This is a genomic window from Aminobacter sp. GW821-FHT11F06, from assembly GCF_058808215.1.
Genome location: NZ_JBXARL010000007.1, coordinates 34,197 through 50,552, shown reverse-complemented (window position 1 = coordinate 50,552; position 16,356 = coordinate 34,197). Strand labels below are relative to the sequence as shown.

At 63.7% G+C, this 16,356-nt stretch carries 18 protein-coding genes; 14 read left to right on the top strand and 4 right to left on the bottom strand.

Going from position 1 to position 16,356, the window contains the following annotated elements:
• Window positions 1–29: 29 nt before the first annotated feature.
• The 3 genes from AC1RTB_RS17600 to AC1RTB_RS17590 all read right to left on the bottom strand — a co-directional run bounded on the left by AC1RTB_RS17600 (window position 30) and on the right by AC1RTB_RS17590 (window position 2,357).
• Window positions 30–662: a LysE family translocator gene (locus tag AC1RTB_RS17600; RefSeq protein ID WP_492880248.1), complete on the bottom strand. Its 633-nt coding sequence runs from the start codon at window positions 660–662 to the stop codon at window positions 30–32.
• 68 nt (window positions 663–730) lie between these two features.
• Window positions 731–1,768 carry a serine hydrolase domain-containing protein gene (locus tag AC1RTB_RS17595; RefSeq protein WP_492880249.1) on the bottom strand — a complete coding sequence of 346 codons (1,038 nt, stop codon included), beginning with the start codon at window positions 1,766–1,768 and terminating at the stop codon, window positions 731–733.
• A 49-nt stretch (window positions 1,769–1,817) separates the two neighbouring features.
• Window positions 1,818–2,357, bottom strand: coding sequence for a MarR family winged helix-turn-helix transcriptional regulator (locus AC1RTB_RS17590; protein WP_492880250.1), 540 nt, complete (start codon window positions 2,355–2,357; stop codon window positions 1,818–1,820).
• A 49-nt stretch (window positions 2,358–2,406) separates the two neighbouring features.
• Here AC1RTB_RS17590 and AC1RTB_RS17585 point away from each other — a divergent pair, with 49 nt between their 5' ends.
• The 14 genes from AC1RTB_RS17585 to AC1RTB_RS17520 all read left to right on the top strand — a co-directional run bounded on the left by AC1RTB_RS17585 (window position 2,407) and on the right by AC1RTB_RS17520 (window position 15,065).
• Window positions 2,407–3,324: a DMT family transporter gene (locus AC1RTB_RS17585; RefSeq protein ID WP_492880251.1), complete on the top strand. Its 918-nt coding sequence runs from the start codon at window positions 2,407–2,409 to the stop codon at window positions 3,322–3,324.
• 22 nt (window positions 3,325–3,346) lie between these two features.
• Window positions 3,347–3,577 carry a DUF4287 domain-containing protein gene (locus tag AC1RTB_RS17580; protein WP_492880252.1) on the top strand — a complete coding sequence of 77 codons (231 nt, stop codon included), beginning with the start codon at window positions 3,347–3,349 and terminating at the stop codon, window positions 3,575–3,577.
• 47 nt (window positions 3,578–3,624) lie between these two features.
• Window positions 3,625–3,900, top strand: coding sequence for a metal-sensing transcriptional repressor (locus AC1RTB_RS17575; protein ID WP_492880253.1), 276 nt, complete (start codon window positions 3,625–3,627; stop codon window positions 3,898–3,900).
• Window positions 3,901–3,989: 89 nt separating this feature from the next.
• Window positions 3,990–5,309, top strand: coding sequence for an MFS transporter (locus tag AC1RTB_RS17570; RefSeq protein ID WP_492880320.1), 1,320 nt, complete (start codon window positions 3,990–3,992; stop codon window positions 5,307–5,309).
• Between the two features lie 58 nt (window positions 5,310–5,367).
• On the top strand, window positions 5,368–5,778 hold the full coding sequence (locus tag AC1RTB_RS17565; protein ID WP_492880254.1) for a DUF2946 family protein: 411 nt from the start codon (window positions 5,368–5,370) through the stop codon (window positions 5,776–5,778).
• Window positions 5,779–5,839: 61 nt separating this feature from the next.
• A complete protein-coding gene (locus AC1RTB_RS17560; protein ID WP_492880255.1) occupies window positions 5,840–7,195 on the top strand; it encodes a PepSY-associated TM helix domain-containing protein in 1,356 nt (451 codons plus the stop codon).
• Between the two features lie 122 nt (window positions 7,196–7,317).
• The gene (locus tag AC1RTB_RS17555) at window positions 7,318–8,499 is read left to right on the top strand and encodes an MFS transporter (protein ID WP_492880256.1); all 1,182 of its coding nucleotides are present in this window, start codon (window positions 7,318–7,320) and stop codon (window positions 8,497–8,499) included.
• Between the two features lie 85 nt (window positions 8,500–8,584).
• Window positions 8,585–9,346 carry a DNA repair protein RecO gene (gene recO / locus AC1RTB_RS17550; protein ID WP_492880257.1) on the top strand — a complete coding sequence of 254 codons (762 nt, stop codon included), beginning with the start codon at window positions 8,585–8,587 and terminating at the stop codon, window positions 9,344–9,346.
• Between the two features lie 139 nt (window positions 9,347–9,485).
• Entirely contained in the window at window positions 9,486–12,212 is a 2,727-nt protein-coding gene (locus tag AC1RTB_RS17545) for a DUF2339 domain-containing protein (protein ID WP_492880258.1), read from the top strand.
• 251 nt (window positions 12,213–12,463) lie between these two features.
• Window positions 12,464–12,625, top strand: a complete 162-nt coding sequence (locus tag AC1RTB_RS17540; protein WP_492880259.1) for a hypothetical protein — start codon at window positions 12,464–12,466, stop codon at window positions 12,623–12,625.
• Between the two features lie 446 nt (window positions 12,626–13,071).
• Window positions 13,072–13,704: an outer membrane protein gene (locus AC1RTB_RS17535; RefSeq protein ID WP_492880260.1), complete on the top strand. Its 633-nt coding sequence runs from the start codon at window positions 13,072–13,074 to the stop codon at window positions 13,702–13,704.
• A gap of 179 nt (window positions 13,705–13,883) precedes the next feature.
• Complete coding sequence (locus AC1RTB_RS17530) at window positions 13,884–14,324, top strand: hypothetical protein (protein WP_492880261.1); 441 nt, start codon at window positions 13,884–13,886, stop codon at window positions 14,322–14,324.
• Window positions 14,325–14,397: 73 nt separating this feature from the next.
• Window positions 14,398–14,643, top strand: coding sequence for a type II toxin-antitoxin system VapB family antitoxin (locus AC1RTB_RS17525; protein ID WP_492880262.1), 246 nt, complete (start codon window positions 14,398–14,400; stop codon window positions 14,641–14,643).
• Window positions 14,640–15,065 carry a type II toxin-antitoxin system VapC family toxin gene (locus tag AC1RTB_RS17520; protein WP_492880263.1) on the top strand — a complete coding sequence of 142 codons (426 nt, stop codon included), beginning with the start codon at window positions 14,640–14,642 and terminating at the stop codon, window positions 15,063–15,065. Before AC1RTB_RS17525 ends, AC1RTB_RS17520 begins: the two co-directional genes overlap by 4 nt.
• A gap of 22 nt (window positions 15,066–15,087) precedes the next feature.
• On the opposite strand, the gene AC1RTB_RS17515 is transcribed toward AC1RTB_RS17520, so the two are convergent.
• Window positions 15,088–16,329, bottom strand: a complete 1,242-nt coding sequence (locus AC1RTB_RS17515; protein WP_492880264.1) for an MFS transporter — start codon at window positions 16,327–16,329, stop codon at window positions 15,088–15,090.
• Between the last annotated feature and the right edge of the window lie 27 nt (window positions 16,330–16,356).

Sequence of the window (16,356 nt, the reverse complement as noted above, 5' to 3'; positions counted from 1 at the left end):
GTCAGTCGATCGGGCGGCGGGTTTGTTGTTCAGCTCTTTTGCAGGGCGACGTGGACGCCAAGGCCGACGAGCACGGCACCGCCGGCGCGCTGCATCAGGCGCTGGGCGCGGCTCGAGCGCCGCAGCCTTGAGATCATTGCGCCGGCGAGCATCACGCCGACGACATCGGCGCTCGAAAACATCAAATTGACGATCATGCCTAGCAGGAAGAATTGCAGCCAGACCGGAAATGCCGCCGATGCGTCGATGAATTGCGGCAGGAAGGCCATGAAGAAGATCGCCGTTTTGGGATTGAGCACCTCGACGGTGATGCTTTCGAAAAAGGCGCGGCGGGCGGATTTCGGCTCGATGATCGGGAGATCGCCGTTGCCCTGCACCTTGGCGCGAAACAGCGCAATGCCAAGCCAGATCAGATAGGCCGCGCCGACAAATTTGACGGCCATGTAGGCGAGCGGCACGGCGTGGAAAAGCACCGACAGACCGGCTGCGGCGGCGATGACATGGACATAGCCGCCGAGATGGATGCCGAGCGCTGCCATCATCCCCGACCAGCGGCCGCGCGCCAGCGTCTGGGCGGCGGCGTAAAGCATGGCAGGGCCCGGCATGAAGGCGAAGATCGCGGTGGTGGCGAAAAAGGCGATCAGCAGCTCGGTCGACGGCATGTCTGCGCTCCAGTGGTCAGTCTTGGGCAGGCCCTGCGGCCGACTTCGCGAAACTACATGATCTTTGCTCAGGCGACAGCGGCAACGGGTAGCTTTGTTGCAAGAAGCTTCTCAATGACCGCAACCAACTCGGGGCGCGAGACGCGGTTTGTGGTGAAGCCGGCGATGGCCGTGCCTGAGGCCGGCGAGTAGTAGGCCGCCGTGCCCCAGAAACCGAGATGCGAATAACATTCGACGCCGTCGACCCGGCTCACCGCTATGCCGAGACGGTAGCTGTCTGCGCCCTCATGCGTGCCTTTGGAGAGCATTTGCTCAAGCGTCTGCGGGCTGTCGAAAACACGGCCCTCGAACAGGCCAGCAAAGAAAGTGGCGAGGTCGCGCGCGGACATCACCAGTCCGCCGCCGCCATAAAGGTCCATCGACGCGCTGATATCGGTGGCATCGATTTCGCCCAGAAACTGCCGCGCTCTTGGCCCGGTCGACGCGGGCTGAGGCTCCGCGATCTCCCACCAGCTCGATGTCAGGGCAAGCCTGTCGAACGACATTTCGCGCCGGACCGTGGCGGCGAGGGCTTGGCCCGAGATGCGCTCGATGATGTCGCCAAGCAGGATATAGCCGGTGTCGGAATAGCTGAACCGGGTCCCGGCTTCGCTCGAGGGCGGAGAGTATTCCACCGCGAGACGCACCTGCTCCTCGCGCGTCCAGAAGCGCATCGGGTCAGCCAGCACGGAGGCGAAGTAGCGCGGATCGTCGGCGTGATCGCACAGCCCGCCGCTGTGGTTCAGCAGATGGCGAACGGTGATCTTGTCCATGCGGTATCCGGCGGACGAGAGCTGTTTGGTGAATTCAGGCGCGATGAGTGGCGCGACCGGGCTGTCGAGGTCGACCAGCCCTTGTTCCCATAAGCGGAGAACGGTGGCGGCAACGAAGGTCTTGGTGTTGCTGGCCACTCGCAGCGGCGTGTCGACGGTAATCGCTCGCCCGGCCGATTGATCGGCCATGCCGGCCGAAATCTCCCAAGGCTGATCGAGACCCTGGCCTGTAGCATACAAGGTCATCGCAGCCTGTTGCTGGCGCAAATGCGCGGCGAGGTCTTCCCGGTTCATTCAGTTTCCCTGGATTTGGCGGCCGGCATCGCAATGCCTGATTCGGCAATCACTCTGGCGCGCTGCCGCTGCCCAGGGATAGCGCCAGTTTGCGCAAAAGCTTTGTGAGTTGCTCCTGCTCGGCTTCGGTCAGGCTTTCGAGCATCACTGCCTCGACGGCCATGTCGGCCTCGAATGCCTCTCGGGCGCGCCTGCGGCCTTCGTCGGTCAGTTCGACCGGCAGGCTGCGGCCGTCGCCTTCGGCACTGACCTGCCTGACCAGTCCCGCCTTGGCGAGGCGGTTGATTCGGTTGGTGATGCCGCCGGACGAAATCATCATCGAGCGGTAGAGCTCCGTCGGGCGAAGACGGTAGGGCGGCCCGGAACGCAAAAGCGTGAACAGCACGTCGGCCTCGCCGCTGTCGAGCCCATAGGCGGCGAAGATCGCCTCGATCTTCGGGCGGGCGGCCAGCGTGATCCAGCGGGCGCGGCCGAGGATCGCCATGCCGCGCGTATCGAGATCGGGCATCTCCTTGGCCCATTGCGCGCGCCGCGCATCGATGCCGTCTGGAAATTCGCCCTGTTCGTCCTGATCGAGATGTCTTGACACTAAGATAATTCCGTATTTATCTTAACGGTAAGATATATTGAGGTGAGAGATGACGCAACAAGATTTGGCTGCATCGCCGCTTTCGGCCGTCGCGCGCTCGCCCTTGGTCCTGCTGATGCTGTGCGGTTTCGTCTTCGCTGCCAGGATCATGATCTCCAAGGCAGCACTCAACGCGGGCATGCAGCCGTTCCAGTTGGCGCTGGTTGCCAATGTCGGCGCTGGCCTGATCCTGCTGCCGCTGCTGGCCGCGTCGGGGCAGGGCATCCCGCGCGAGTGGCGGCATATCGTGCTCTACCTGGTGCTCGGCATCATAAGCTTCACTGTGCCCACGGTACTCGGCTATTACATCGTCGACCGCGTCGGGCCGGCCTATACCTCGACCGTCTATTCGCTATCGCCGCTTCTGACGATGAGCTTTGCCGCGGGGCTCGGCATCGAGCGCATGTATCTCAGGCGCTTCGCCGGCATCCTGATCGGCCTTGCCGGCATGGCGGCCCTTGTGCAGCAGCAGCTGGAACAGATCGACTTCTCGCAGACGGTATGGGTGCTGCTCGGCATCACCATCCCGGCCTGTGCCGCTGCCGGCAACATCATCCGCTCGGCCTTTTGGCCCAAGGGCTCGTCGGCGCTCGCCTTCTCCTGCGGCATCCTGTTGAGCTCGAGCCTGCTTGTCGCAGTGCTTGCCCCTGTCTTCGAAGCACCGCTGGCGTGGACGTTTTCCGGGTCCACGGTGCTGTTCTGGATCGCCTGCATGATCGGCACCTCGGCCTTGTCTTATCTGCTGAATTTCCGGCTGCAGGAGATCGGCGGCCCGGTGTTCTTCAGCCAGCTTGGCTGCTGGGGCACCGGCTTTGGCGTGCTGATGGCGGCAGTTTTGTTCAGCGACGTGCTGACGGCGCTGTCGGTTGCCGGGCTCGCCGCGATCATCCTTGGCGGGGTGCTGGCCAACCGCAGAAGAATGGCCTGAAGATTTCAAAGGAGAAGCTGCAATGTCCTTTCAAGCCTATCTCGACACCATCAAGCGCAAGACCGGCAAGGGGCCGGAAGACCTTCTGAAACTGTCCGACGAAAAGGGCTTTTCCGAACAGGGAAAGCTCAAGACCGGCGTGAAGGCCGGGCAGGTCATCAAATGGCTCGGTGACGATTTCGGTCTCGGGCACGGGCATTCGATGGCGGTCTTCGCACTGTTGAGCGGCAAGAAGAACGTCGGCGACCTGTAGCCGACGCTACCTTGACCATATGCCCCCCAGGGGGATAGCATATAGGCATGACGGAACATGCGCACGCCTCCCATCCCGATACGCTCAAGCGATTGAAGCGGGCGGAGGGCCATCTTCGCGGTATCATCGCCATGATCGAGGCGGGCAGGCCTTGCCTCGACGTCGCGCAACAATTGCACGCGGTGGAAAAAGCCGTTGGCCAGGCCAAGCGCACGCTGATCCAGGATCATCTCGACCATTGCCTGGAAGAGGCGGTCGGGCCGCTGCCGCGCGAGCAGCGGCAGTCGATCGACGAGTTCAAGGAAATCACCAAGTATCTGTGAGCGCGCCGCTGCCGGCTGCGCCGGTCTCGTCGCCTGCTGTCGAGCAATTGTTGCAGCCTTCGGGCCGCCTGAGATTACCGAGCCTGACGATGCTTCAGATCCTGTCCAACCGAACCTATCGCCATTTGTTCGCGGCCCAGCTGATCGCATTGATCGGCACCGGCCTTGCCACAGTGGCGCTCGGGCTTTTGGCCTATGATCTGGCGGGGCCGGACGCCGGTGTGGTGCTTGGCACCGCATTGGCGATCAAGATGATCGCCTTTGTTATCGTGGCACCTGTGGCAGCGGCCTTTGCCGAGCGATTGCCGCGACGGCTGATGCTGGTTTGCCTTGATCTCGTGCGTGCGGCGGTGGTGCTGCTTTTGCCTTTTGTCACCGAGGTCTGGCAGGTCTATGTGCTGATCTTTGTGCTGCAATCGGCATCCGCCGGGTTTACGCCGGCATTCCAGGCGACAATTCCCGACGTCTTGCCCGATGAGAAGGACTATACCCGCGCGCTTTCGCTGTCCCGGCTCGCCTACGACCTCGAAAGCCTGGTCAGCCCCATTCTGGCGGCCGCCCTTTTGACGGTGATCAACTTCCACAACCTGTTTGCCGGCACGGTTGTCGGTTTCCTGGCCTCTGCCGCTCTTGTCGTCTCGGTGACGCTGCCGAGCCCACACGCGTCCGCGCCGCGCGGTATCTTTGAGCGGACCACGCGGGGTTTGCGGATCTATCTCGCGACGCCGCGGCTGCAGGGCCTGCTGGCGGTCAGCATGGCGGTCGCAGCCTCGGGCGCGATGGTGATCGTCAACACAGTTGTCATCGTGCAGGGCGAATACGGCCTGACGCAGAAGTCGACCGCCATGGCGCTCGCCGCCTATGGCGGCGGGTCGATGGTGGCGGCACTCATGCTGCCCAGAATTCTCGACCGGGTCCAGGACCGCTCGATCATGCTGGCGGGCATCACCTTGCTGGCGGTCGGGCTTGTTTGCGGCACGCTGGTGCAAGGCTTCAATTCGCTGCTGCCGCTGTGGTTTGTCCTCGGCCTTGGTTATTCGATCGCGCAAACGCCGGCGGGCCGGCTGCTCAGGCGTTCGTCGCGCCCGGAAGACAGGCCGGCATTGTTTGCCGCCCAGTTCGCGCTTTCCCACGCCTGCTGGCTGATCACCTATCCGCTGGCCGGCTGGCTCGGTGTGACGGTCGGCCTTTCCCAGACCTTCGTCATCATGGCCGGCATCGCCACAGCAGCGGTGGCTGCGGCAATCTCCCTGTGGCCGGCTTCCGATCCCGATGTTTTGGGGCATCACCATCACGACCTTGCCGAGGACGATCCGCATTGGGCCGTGGGCGACCACCGCCGGGGACGCCGGCATGCCCATGGCTTCGTGATTGACAGTCTCCATCTGGATTGGCCGCGCGAGCGCTGACGGGTGAAAGCGCTCGTGCCGCAGTGACTTTGCGGCGAAATGGTGGCATGGCGCCACCATGAAGAGCATGCGGCTTTTGTTGCGGGACAAGCTTTCGACCGGCGCCATCGCCGGCATGATCGCGTTCCTGCTTCTGCTGCAGGGCCTTCTGGTGGGCACTGCCCAAGGGGCGATGGCGGCGGCAGCTGGCGACCCGCTGCATGTCATCTGCTCCGTCGAAGGTGCCGTCTCCGTCGATCCGGCAGGCGGCGAGCATGAACCGTTGCGCAAGGCCGCCGATTGTCCGTGCGGCACGCTATGCCAGCTGGCTTCGGCCGTGGCTTCGGTTCTGCCGACCGATCCGGCCGAGTTGGTCCTTGCCGCTCAGGACGAAACGGGCAGGGCGCATTTCAGCCCGGACGGCCTTGCCCATTCAAGCTTCCGTGGCCTGATCGCCGAGGCGAGGGCACCACCAGCACGCTCCATCTGACGTCGAACCGATCAAGGCCGATGCGCTTCGGCCTGACATTTCACGCCTAAGGAGACAAACCATGTCCGAACTGACCCTCGGACGGGAGCGCGCTGGCACTGCCGCGCGCTCGCCGTCTAATCTTTATCGCGCCGTCTGGCGCTGGCACTTCTATGCCGGCCTGCTGGTGCTGCCTTTCATGATCAGCCTTGCCGTGACCGGCGCGCTTTATCTGTTCAAGGACGAGATCGACGCCGTCGTCTATTCCAACCTCAAACGTGTCGAGATTTCGCAAGGCGAGGCCGCACCTTCTGTCATGGTGGCGGCGGCACTTGCGGCCCACCCCGGCACCGCCGTCAAATTCACCGACGCGGCTTCACCGACAGGATCGGTGGAGATCACCATCAAGACGGAGACCGAGGGCAAGCTTGCGGTCTACGTGAATCCCTATGGCGGCCAGGTGCTGGGGACGCTGCCCGACCGGGGCACCATCATGTGGATGGTGCGCTATCTGCACAGCCTCAAATATTTCGGCGACACGGCGCGTATGCTGATCGAACTCGCCGGCGGCTGGTCGATCCTGCTTGTCGCGACGGGGATTTATCTCTGGTGGCCGCGCAACAGACCGGGCGGCGTCGTCACCGTGCGCGGCAAGCCGAAAAACCGCATGTTCTGGCGCGACACCCATGCGGTGACGGGCATTTTCGTCGGCTTCTTCATCGTCTTCCTGGCGATCACCGGCATGCCCTGGTCGGGCGTGTGGGGCGAGAAGGTCAACGAATGGGCCAATGGCAGCAATTTCGGCTATCCCGCTGGTGTGCGCGTGGCCGTGCCGATGTCCGACGAACATCTGAACCATGTCGCCAAGACGTCGTGGTCGCTCGAGCAGGCGCAGATGCCGCAATCGACGGCCGAGCATACGATGGCGCCGATCGGCCTCGACGCGGCGGTGGCGACTTTCGACAAGCTTGGCCTGCATCGCGGCTATGCCGTCAACATCCCGGCGAGCCCGGATGGTGTTTATACCGGCTCGGTCTATCCCGACGATGCGAGCCAGCAACGTGTCGTCCATCTCGACCAGTATAGCGGTAAGCCGCTGATCGACATGGGCTTTGCCGACTACGGCCCGCTCGGCAAATGGCTGGAGTGGGGGATATCGGTGCATATGGGCCAGGAGTTCGGCCTTGCCAATCAGCTGGTCTTGCTGGCCGTCTGCCTGGGGATCGTCTTGCTGGCCGTTTCGGCTGCCGTCATGTGGTGGAAGCGCCGCCCGACCGGTTCGCTCGGCGTGCCGCCGCTGCCCACCGACAGGCGCGTCTTCCGTGGGCTGATCGCCATTCTCGCTGTGGGCGGCATCCTGTTTCCGCTCGTCGGCATCTCGCTGCTGGTCATGCTCGCGCTCGACTGGCTCGGCACCCGGGTGATGAAACCGGCCTGATCCAATCCGGCCGCCGTGGCGACGCGGCGGCCGATCCCGCAGCTTGGACCAAACGGCTTGCCTTGACCGCCTGGCACCTCTGCGGCAAATAGCCCGCACACAAGATTGCTCGAGCAGAACAGATGACCACCCACCAAAACGGCGGCCATGGCGGCATCGCCCTCGCCCTTATCGTCACCAGCACCGTGCTCGGCATAGCCGGCACCGACCTCGTATTGCCGGCCGTGCCCGGCTTGCCCGAGATCCTGGGCGGCACGCATGCCAAGGCGCAGTTCGTTCTGGCGGCATTCGTCATCGGTTCGGCACTTGGCCTGCTCGTCTTCGGTTCGCTCGGCGCGCGCTTCGACCAGCGCCGTCTGCTCGTCGGTTCGCTCGTTGCCTACGGCCTTGTCTCGGCATTGGCCGGCCTCAGCACATCGCTCGACATGCTGATCGGCTTGCGTTTCGTGCAAGGTGCGGCGGGTTCGGCGGCGGCGGTGTTTGCACCGGGCATGATCCGCGCGCTTTACGGCGACGAGCATGCCGTCGGCAAACTTGGGCTTTTGGGAAGCATCGAGTCGCTGACACCGGCACTGGCGCCGGTCGCGGGCGTCTGGCTGCTCTCCATCGCCGGCTGGAATGCGTCGTTCAAGGTGATCGCCGTCCTGGCTTTCGTCCTGGCACTGGCCGTTGCGATGCTCGGCCGGCATTTGCCGCCTGTCGTGACAGGACGCCGCGCTGGCGGATATGCCCATCTGCTGCGCGATGCCGTGTTTCTGCGTTATGCGGTCAGCCACGCGTTCACGCTGGGTGCCTTGCTGGTCATCGTCTTTGCCGCGCCGACAGTTTTTGTCACGGCGCTTGGGGCGACGCTCAGTGATTTCATCGTTATGCAGGTCACCGGCATCATCACCTTCATCATCGCAGCCAATGCCGCCGGCAGGTTGACCAGGCGCTTCGGCGCGGAGCGCATGATCTGGTTCGGTACCGGCCTTTCCGTCGTCGGCGGCCTGTCGATGCTGGCTTACGCGCTTTTCGGCGGTGCCGGCACGCTTGTCATCACCGCGCTGTTCGTGCCGATCAATCTCGGCCTTGGCTTTCGCGGCCCGCCCGGCTTCCATCGCGCCGTTGTTGCCTCGCATGGCGACGATGCGCGCGGCGCCGCTCTCGTCGTCGTTGCGATCCTCGGCACCACGGCTGCGGGAACGGCGGCGGTCGCACCCTTCATTACACTGGGGCTGTTGCCGCTGGCGATTGTAGCTGCCGCATTGGTGGTCTGCGCCTTGCTGTTGCTCGCCTTGATACCGCCGCTGCCAGACAGGTGAGCCACGGTGCGTAAGGCGCCACGCGGCTGGCTGCTTGCCAGCCATAGTTCTTGATTTCGCCACCTAACCGGCTGATGGTCCGGCCATGGAATGGCACGACGAAGGAATCATCCTCGGCACCCGCAAGCATGGCGAAACCTCTGCCGTGCTCGAGGTGATGACGCGTGCGCATGGCCGGCATCTTGGCCTTGTGCGCGGCGGCCGTTCGCGCAAGCAACAGCCGGTGCTGCAGGCTGGAAACCGCGTCGACCTTGTCTGGCGTGCGCGGCTCGACGAGCACCTGGGCACCTTCCAGGCCGAGCCGATCGAGCTTAATGCGGCGCGTCTGATCGACAGCGCCATCGCGGTCTATGCCTTGCAGACACTGGCCGCGCATCTGAGGCTTCTGCCCGAGCGCGACCCGCATGGCGCGCTCTATGAGACGCTGGCCATCCTGATCGATCACCTCAACGAAGCCGAGGCTGTGGGCGAACTGGTGGTGCGCTTCGAGCTTTTGGTGCTGGAAGAACTTGGCTTTGGCCTCGATCTCTCCGAATGCGCCGCGACCGGTACTGTCGAGGAGCTGACTTATGTCTCGCCGAAATCGGGCCGCGCGGTGTCGCGAACCGCCGGCGAACCATGGCGCGACAAGCTGTTTGCGCTGCCGCCCTTCTTGCAGCGCGGGGCCCGGCAAGGTGCGGACCTCAAGGCGATCGAGGATGCCTTCCGGCTGTCGAGCTTCTTTTTTGCCCGCCATGTCTACGAGCCGCGTGGCATCGACGTGCCCGACGCGCGAGGCGGGCTGCTCATGGCGCTGAGAAAATTCTACGCTGCCCAAGCCATCTCCCATGGAGACACTGCCGCATGAGCGAAGTACCTACAGCAGCCCTGTCCGAGGTTATGCCCAGGGACAAGGACGGCACGCTGCTCGTTTGCGGCACCGAAACATGCTTTCCCGCTGCCCGCCCGGCGGCGCGGTGAGCAGGCCAATCTGAGGGGGAACGGCCATGCTTGAGAGCCTTTTGGGCGTCATCGCCATTGTCGCGCTGATCATCATCGTGTCGAAGCAGCAAAGCCGGCTTGGCTTGCTCGAACGCGAACTGCGCGCGCTGCGCTCCTTGGTATTGTCAGGCACGGTGCCCGCGCCGACCGCGAAGGCGGCGGAAATTTCAGCGGAGACGGTCAGCGAACCGACCGCGCCCGAGGCGTTGGCGGCCACGGCGGCCGACCAGCCTGTAGCGGCGGAGCCGGTGGCTGCTGCCGCCGAAACACCCGTCAGTGAAGAACTGCCGGTCGCAGCACAGGCCGAGGCGGGCGAGCCTGGACCATGGAGCGCCAAGCCTGCGCCGGCCGAACCGGCACAGCCGGTACCGGCGCGTGAAAGGCCCGATATCGAAACCGCGCTCGGCACGCGCTGGGCGGTATGGGTCGGCGGACTGGCGCTGGCCTTCGGCGGTGTGTTCCTGATCCGCTATTCGATCGAATCCGGTTTCTTCGGCCCCGCTGCGCGTCTGACAATGGCTGCTGTGTTCGGCCTCATCCTTGTCGGCGGCGGCGAATTCATCCGCCGCACCGGCTTCCGCGTGCCGATCCAAAATGGCGGCAGCGCCTATATCCCGGCGATCCTGACCGCCGCTGGCGCGTTCACGCTTTTCGGCACCATCTATGCCGCGCACGGCATCTACGGCTTCATCGGCGCCGGTCCGGCCTTCACCCTTTTGGGCATCGTCGGTGTGGCGACAATTGCCGCAGCCTTGGCACATGGCCAGGCGCTGGCCGGTCTTGGCCTGCTCGGCTCGCTGGTGACGCCTGTGCTGGTCTCGTCCACTGCACCGAACTACTGGGCGCTGTTCGGCTATCTCGCCATCGTACTGGTTGCGACTGCGGCCGTTGCCCGCACACGCAGATGGTCGCTTCTGATCGGGGCTGCCTTCATCGGCACCGGCCTGTGGACGCTGCTCTACCTCGCCGACGCGCCGCTGGTCAGTTTCACCATCGTCTTGTTCATGAGTGCCGTGACGCTTGCAGCGCTTGCCTGGCTGTGGCTCGGACGCGGCGACGATGAGGCAGAACTCGACTGGCCGTCGATGGTGCCGGCGTTCTTTATCGCCGTCACTACGCTGGTGCTGTTCATCCATCCGACCTATGCCGCGCTTGGCGGCCCGCAGCGCGGCACGCTATTGCTGCTCGGCATGCTGGCGGTCGCGCTTTATCGCCCGGCAGCCCTGTCCATGCTGTTTGCCGCCGGCTTTGCCGTGGTGCTGATCTATCTGCGCAACGCCATCGGCGGCACGTTCGACCTGGAGCTGCCGATCGGCGCACTGACTGTCGAGGGCCTGCCGATCGAGATCGCCGGTTCGACGCTGACCCGCATCGGCTGGGGGCTGGCCTTGGTCTTTGCCGGCGCGGGCTTCTGGAGCGCCAGGCGGCAGGTGGTGGCGGCACCCTGGCGTGCGGCAAGCTGGGCCGGCTGGGGCGTTACCGTGCCATTGGTGGTGCTGTTTTCGCTCTGGATCGCCTACGGCAACCCCGACCGCGACCTTGTGCGCGCGCTCATTGCTGCCGCTCTGGTCGCCGCTTTTGTCGCCAGCGGCGAGTGGATCGCGCGCGGCGAACAACTGCCGCTGACCGGCGGGCCGGCGGTGTCTTTCGCATTCGGCGGGGCAGGGGTGGCGCTGTTGCTGGCCCTGCATATGGGGTTTGGCTCCGGCTTCACAACGGTCCTGCTTGGCTTGGCCGCCGTCGTGCCGGCGCTGGCGACCCGCCAACGGAGCTATCCGGTGCTTGGCTGGCTGAGCGTCGCCGCCGCCATCGCCGTGCTCGTGCGCGTCGCCTTCGACCCCACTATCGTCGGCGCCGATGTCCTGGGCAGGACGCCGGTGTTCAACTGGCTGCTGCCCGGCTACGGCATCCCCGCGCTTGCCTTCGGCTTCGGCGCCTGGCAGCTGGCGCGCACCACCAACGGCCGGCCGCGTCTGGTCATGGAAGCGGTGGCCGCGCTGTTTTCGCTGCTGACGGTGGCGATGCTGCTGCGCCATGCGATGAATGGCGGCGTCATCACTTCCAATGCCCCGACCCTGGCCGAGCAGGCGATCTACACGCTGATCTCGATCGGCGGCGCAGCCATCATGGTGGCGCTCGACATGCGCTCGCCAAGTGCGGTGCTGCGCTACGGTTCGCTTGGCATGGGCGTGCTTTCGGTGCTGTTCATCCTTGCCCAGCACTTCCTGGTGCTCAACCCGCTGTTCACAGACGAGGGCACCGGCAGGATCGTTTTCTTCAACCTGTTGTTCCTTGCCTATCTGCTGCCGGCGGTGGCAGCCGCCGGGCTCGCCTACTACGCCAGGGGCAAGCGGCCGAAATGGTATTCGGCAATGCTGGCGCTGGTCGCGGCACTGCTCGCCTTCGCCTATGCCACGCTGTCGGTCAGGCGGCTGTTCCAGGGCGAGCATATCGGCTTGTGGGCCGGGCTCGGCCAGGTCGAGACCTACACCTATTCGGCACTTTGGCTTGCCATGGGCGTTGGGCTTCTGGTCGCCGGCGTGACGCTGAAATCGCAGGTCCTGCGTATCGCTTCGGCAGCGCTGATCTCGATTGCGGTGGCAAAAGTCTTCCTGTTCGACATGTCCGAACTCGAGGGCGTTCTGCGCGCGCTGTCCTTCATCGGCCTGGGTGCGGTGCTGATCGGTATCGGGTTGTTTTACCAAAAGCTGCTCACGCGAGCCGCCCGCTAGAGATTCAGATGAGGCCGGCTTGCAAATGCCGGCTCCCTCCGCTTCCGGTACTCACGTACCCGAATGCACGTTCCGTTCCGGTTCTCGGAGCCGGCGGATTAAAGCTCAGGTGAGGCCAGGCAATCGGCATCACTGGGACAAGCGACGCCACGCGGGCGAACAGCGCCGCCTCTATCGATGTTTCGATTGATGGCGCTTGATTTGACCTCAGATTTTTCGGCGAAATGTCGATGTAGAGCAGAGGTGAGATCGTGAAGACAGAAGGCAAAGATCAGGAGCCTACCACCCGAGAAACCAGAAAAGCCAGTGCGGGCTTGGTGATCTTAGTCGGTCTCGGCTTGCTGATTGTAGTTTTGCTTATTCCACTCGTCGTCATGGCCTTCCAGGTGATGACTGGCAATTTCGCGCCGTAGGCCGCGCTACAATCCCAATCGGGCTTTTACTTCGGCCGCTTTGGCCTCGACAGTCATCTGCCAGCGTTGCGCTACCAGCGTCCCCATGGCCGAGGCTCGGCGCCTTCGGCGCTGTAGTGGACATAGGCCGCATAGTTGGCCGTGTAGCCGTCTCGGCACCCAGCATTTTCAGTTGGGCCTGATCTGAATCTCGGCGCGTCCGAGCGCCCAGGTGAAAGGATCGCTTAATGAAGATTACTGAAAGATTACCGATAAATAGCTGATTTTATTATATTTGATGCAATGTTGCTGCAATGCAGAAGGCGCAGTTTCCGCTCGCAACCAAATAGGCTGCACGGGACTTCGCCGGCGGGTTCTCCCCCCGTTGCCGCCGCGTCGATGCCCCGTCAACGGGCTGCGAGGCACTTGCTTCGCAGCCCAACGTCAATGTCGGAGCAAGAATTATCATGTCCAAGCGAAATCTGTTTGTCGTTGTATTCGCTGGCCTGGCGCCTTTTGCCATGCCCGCGATGGCAGCGGACGTGGCCCAGAACTACGAATCCCAGCAGTTTTCCGATGCGCCTTATGACTGGTCGGGCATCTATGCCGGTGTTCACCTCGGTTCCGCATCTTCCGGTTTCCCCAATCCGTTCGCAGACAAGAGCGGCTTGCAGTTCGGCGGCCAGGTTGGCACCAACTTCCAGTCCGGTGTCATGGTCTACGGCGCCGAGCTTGAGGGCAGCTATTCCGGCGGGTCGAAATACGACCTCGGTCGCGGTGCCGAACTCCAGCGTACCTGGAACGGTGCGGCCAAGGTCCGCGCCGGCGTCAGCCTCGATCGCACGCTCGTCTACGGCACGGCCGGCTACTCCATGGCCAAGTTCAAGGCCAAGGGCAACGTGATTTCCGACGACAAGTGGGAAGGCGGCTACCTGATCGGCGGCGGTGTCGAGCAGGCTTTCGCCGGCGGTATCTCGGCCCGCGCCGAATACAATTACGTCAACTATGGCGAGGTCAGCTCCGTGGTTGCCGGCGGTACCCGCCGCAGCGACGACCTTGCCAGCCACAGCGTCAAGCTCGGCCTGAACTACCGCTTCTAACGCATGCCTCCCGAAGATCGGCAGCGATTTTCGGGACGGATCGGACCTGGTCCAAAGTGCTGCCGCGTCCTTTGCCCCTCCAGGGAGGACGCGCAGCACTTTCCATCGCATCGAAGACAGGCCCAGCTCCCAATCGGCCTGTTTCCGATGCTCGGGCGATCCCAAAGATGAGGGCGAAAATGTTGTTTGCAAAATCGCTTGCCTGCCTGCTGGCTGCGAGCCTGCTGGCCAGTCTGCCAGCGCATGCCGGCAGCCGCAGCGCTACGGCGGGTGCTTCGGTGCAGCTGGTCGGCGACAGCTATTATGACGATGATGACGACGACATCGACTGCGCGTGGCTGCGCGATCGCTACGAACGCCGGCAGTGCGATCGGTGGCGCGACCGTCAGGACCGCCACGAACGCCGCAAGCGCGACAAGGATCGCGACGTCGAGGCCGCGATCGGTCTTGGCATTCTGGGACTTGCCGTCGGTGCCATCGTTGCCGGATCGGTAGCCGAGCAGAATGCCAGGGAGCGCAAGCGCGAGCAGGTGAACCGGCCGTGCCACCGGCGCTATGGCTACGACCGGCGCAGCAACACCTTCATCGGCGACGGCGGCCGCCGCTTTTATTGCAGCTGAGTTTTGGCGTGCGCGATCCATCTTGAATGAATATGCAAGATGGAATATCTGGATATGCAGAAGGAATATTCAGATGCCGCTCTATATCAGAGACAATGAAGTCGATGCACTGGCGGCCGAGCTGCAGCAGGTGTCGGGCGCCGTGAGCAAGACCGAGGCCGTACGCACGGCACTGCTGCACGAACTCGCGCGCAATCGCGCCAAGGTGCCGCTGCGCGATCGGCTGGCCAAATTGCAGGCCAGGGCAGCCGGCATCGGCCTGCCCAATCCAGACTTCGACATGAAGAAATTCACCGACGAGATGTGGGACGGCGAATGATGTTCGTCGATGCGTCGGTGATCGTTGCCATCCTGAACCAGGAAGCCGGCTGGGAAGAACTGGTCAAGCGGCTGGGCGACATTCCTGGCGAGCGCCATGTCTCGCCACTGGTTCGCTTCGAAGCGGTGATGGCGCTGGCGCGCGCGGCGGCCGGACCAACAGGACGCAAACCTCTTCCGGAAGTCGTGTTCCAGGCGCGCGAACTGGTCGACGGTTTTATCCTCGAAATCGGAGCGCAGGAAACAGCGATCTCAAGCGAGATCGGCTCGGTCGCCATTGACGCCGGCATGCGTTACGGCAAGGCGGTCGGCCATCCAGCCGACCTCAACTTCGGCGATTGTTTTGCTTATGCCTGCGCCAAGACGCTCGGCGCCAAGCTGCTCTACAAGGGCAACGACTTTTCCCAAACCGATCTGGCCTGAAACAGTCAGGCCAGCGATAGCCTCACTCCGCTGGCGCCAGCGCTGCTGGCCGTGCGACCGGGCGTTCCTTGATTGGCCAATGAACGGCGGCGGCGAACAGGCCAAGGATCACGCCGAGCCACCAGACCGGATTGTAGGATCCGAAATGGTCGTAGAGGTAGCCGCCAAGCCAGACGCCGAGGAACGAGCCGATCTGGTGCGAGAAAAACACAATGCCGCCGAGCATGCCGAGATGGCGGGTGCCGAACATGATGGCGACAAGCCCGTTGGTCGGCGGCACTGTCGATAGCCACAGCAGCCCCATGACGATGGCGAAGATCACCACGCTTGTCGGTGTCTGCGGCAACAGCAGGAAGGCCGTCACCAGCACCGAGCGGGCTATATAGATCCAGGCAAGGAAGTGCGGCTTTGAGTATTTCTGGGCAATGACGCCAGAGGCGAGCGAGCCGATGACGTTGAAGAAGCCGATCAGCGCCAATGCGATGACGGCGTAACGCGCGTCGATGCCGATGTCCCTGATATAGGCAGGGAAGTGGGCGGTGATGAAGGCGACCTGGAAGCCGCAGACGAAGAAGCCGGACGTCAACAGCAGGTAGCTCTTGTGGCCGAATGCTTCGGACAGCGCCTGACTGAGCGTCTGGTCGACCTCGGCCTGCGATACCTTGCCCGAGCGCGCATTGCCGACCAGCGGGATCGCCAGTACCGGGATGACCAGCATGGCGATCGACATGTAGACGAGCGTGTCGGACCAGCCATAGGCGTCGATCAGGCCCTGGCTGATCGGCGCGAAGATGAACATGCCGGCGGAGCCTGCTGCCGTGCCGATGCCGAACACCATGGACCGATTCTCAGGGTTGGTGTTGCGGGCGAAGGCAGCCAGCACGATGCTGAACGAGCCTGCGGCAACGCCAAGGCCGACAAGCACGCCACCGCTCAGATGCAGCATGGTGGCGCTGTCGGCATGGGCCATCAGATACAGGCCGAGCGCGTAGAGCACCGCGCCGAGCGTCAGCACGCGCCAGCTGCCAAACTTGTCGGCGATGGCGCCGAAGATCGGCTGGCCAAGGCCCCAGCACAGGTTCTGGATCGCCATGGCAAGGCCGAAAGTGGTCCGGTCCCAGCCCTTTTCGGCAAGCATGGGAAGCTGGAAGAAGCCCATCGCCGAGCGCGGGCCGAAGGTCAGCGCGGCGATCAGGCAGCCGCAGATGATGATGAGCCAGGGAACGCTCGATTGCGACTTGGTGGTTGCAGTTGCCGCAGTCATGGTCGCATCTCCCGTGGAGTCGCTTTT

Excerpts from the sequence above, each read along its gene's own strand:
- AC1RTB_RS17600 (WP_492880248.1), bottom strand. The coding sequence starts at position 662 with ATGCCGTCGACCGAGCTGCTGATCGCCTTTTTCGCCACCACCGCGATC.
- AC1RTB_RS17595 (WP_492880249.1), bottom strand. The coding sequence starts at position 1,768 with ATGAACCGGGAAGACCTCGCCGCGCATTTGCGCCAGCAACAGGCTGCG.
- AC1RTB_RS17585 (WP_492880251.1), top strand. The coding sequence starts at position 2,407 with ATGACGCAACAAGATTTGGCTGCATCGCCGCTTTCGGCCGTCGCGCGC.
- AC1RTB_RS17580 (WP_492880252.1), top strand. The coding sequence starts at position 3,347 with ATGTCCTTTCAAGCCTATCTCGACACCATCAAGCGCAAGACCGGCAAG.
- AC1RTB_RS17575 (WP_492880253.1), top strand. The coding sequence starts at position 3,625 with ATGACGGAACATGCGCACGCCTCCCATCCCGATACGCTCAAGCGATTG.
- AC1RTB_RS17570 (WP_492880320.1), top strand. The coding sequence starts at position 3,990 with ATGCTTCAGATCCTGTCCAACCGAACCTATCGCCATTTGTTCGCGGCC.
- AC1RTB_RS17565 (WP_492880254.1), top strand. The coding sequence starts at position 5,368 with ATGAAGAGCATGCGGCTTTTGTTGCGGGACAAGCTTTCGACCGGCGCC.
- AC1RTB_RS17560 (WP_492880255.1), top strand. The coding sequence starts at position 5,840 with ATGTCCGAACTGACCCTCGGACGGGAGCGCGCTGGCACTGCCGCGCGC.
- AC1RTB_RS17555 (WP_492880256.1), top strand. The coding sequence starts at position 7,318 with ATGACCACCCACCAAAACGGCGGCCATGGCGGCATCGCCCTCGCCCTT.
- recO (WP_492880257.1), top strand. The coding sequence starts at position 8,585 with ATGGAATGGCACGACGAAGGAATCATCCTCGGCACCCGCAAGCATGGC.
- AC1RTB_RS17545 (WP_492880258.1), top strand. The coding sequence starts at position 9,486 with ATGCTTGAGAGCCTTTTGGGCGTCATCGCCATTGTCGCGCTGATCATC.
- AC1RTB_RS17535 (WP_492880260.1), top strand. The coding sequence starts at position 13,072 with ATGTCCAAGCGAAATCTGTTTGTCGTTGTATTCGCTGGCCTGGCGCCT.
- AC1RTB_RS17530 (WP_492880261.1), top strand. The coding sequence starts at position 13,884 with ATGTTGTTTGCAAAATCGCTTGCCTGCCTGCTGGCTGCGAGCCTGCTG.
- AC1RTB_RS17525 (WP_492880262.1), top strand. The coding sequence starts at position 14,398 with ATGCCGCTCTATATCAGAGACAATGAAGTCGATGCACTGGCGGCCGAG.
- AC1RTB_RS17520 (WP_492880263.1), top strand. The coding sequence starts at position 14,640 with ATGATGTTCGTCGATGCGTCGGTGATCGTTGCCATCCTGAACCAGGAA.
- AC1RTB_RS17515 (WP_492880264.1), bottom strand. The coding sequence starts at position 16,329 with ATGACTGCGGCAACTGCAACCACCAAGTCGCAATCGAGCGTTCCCTGG.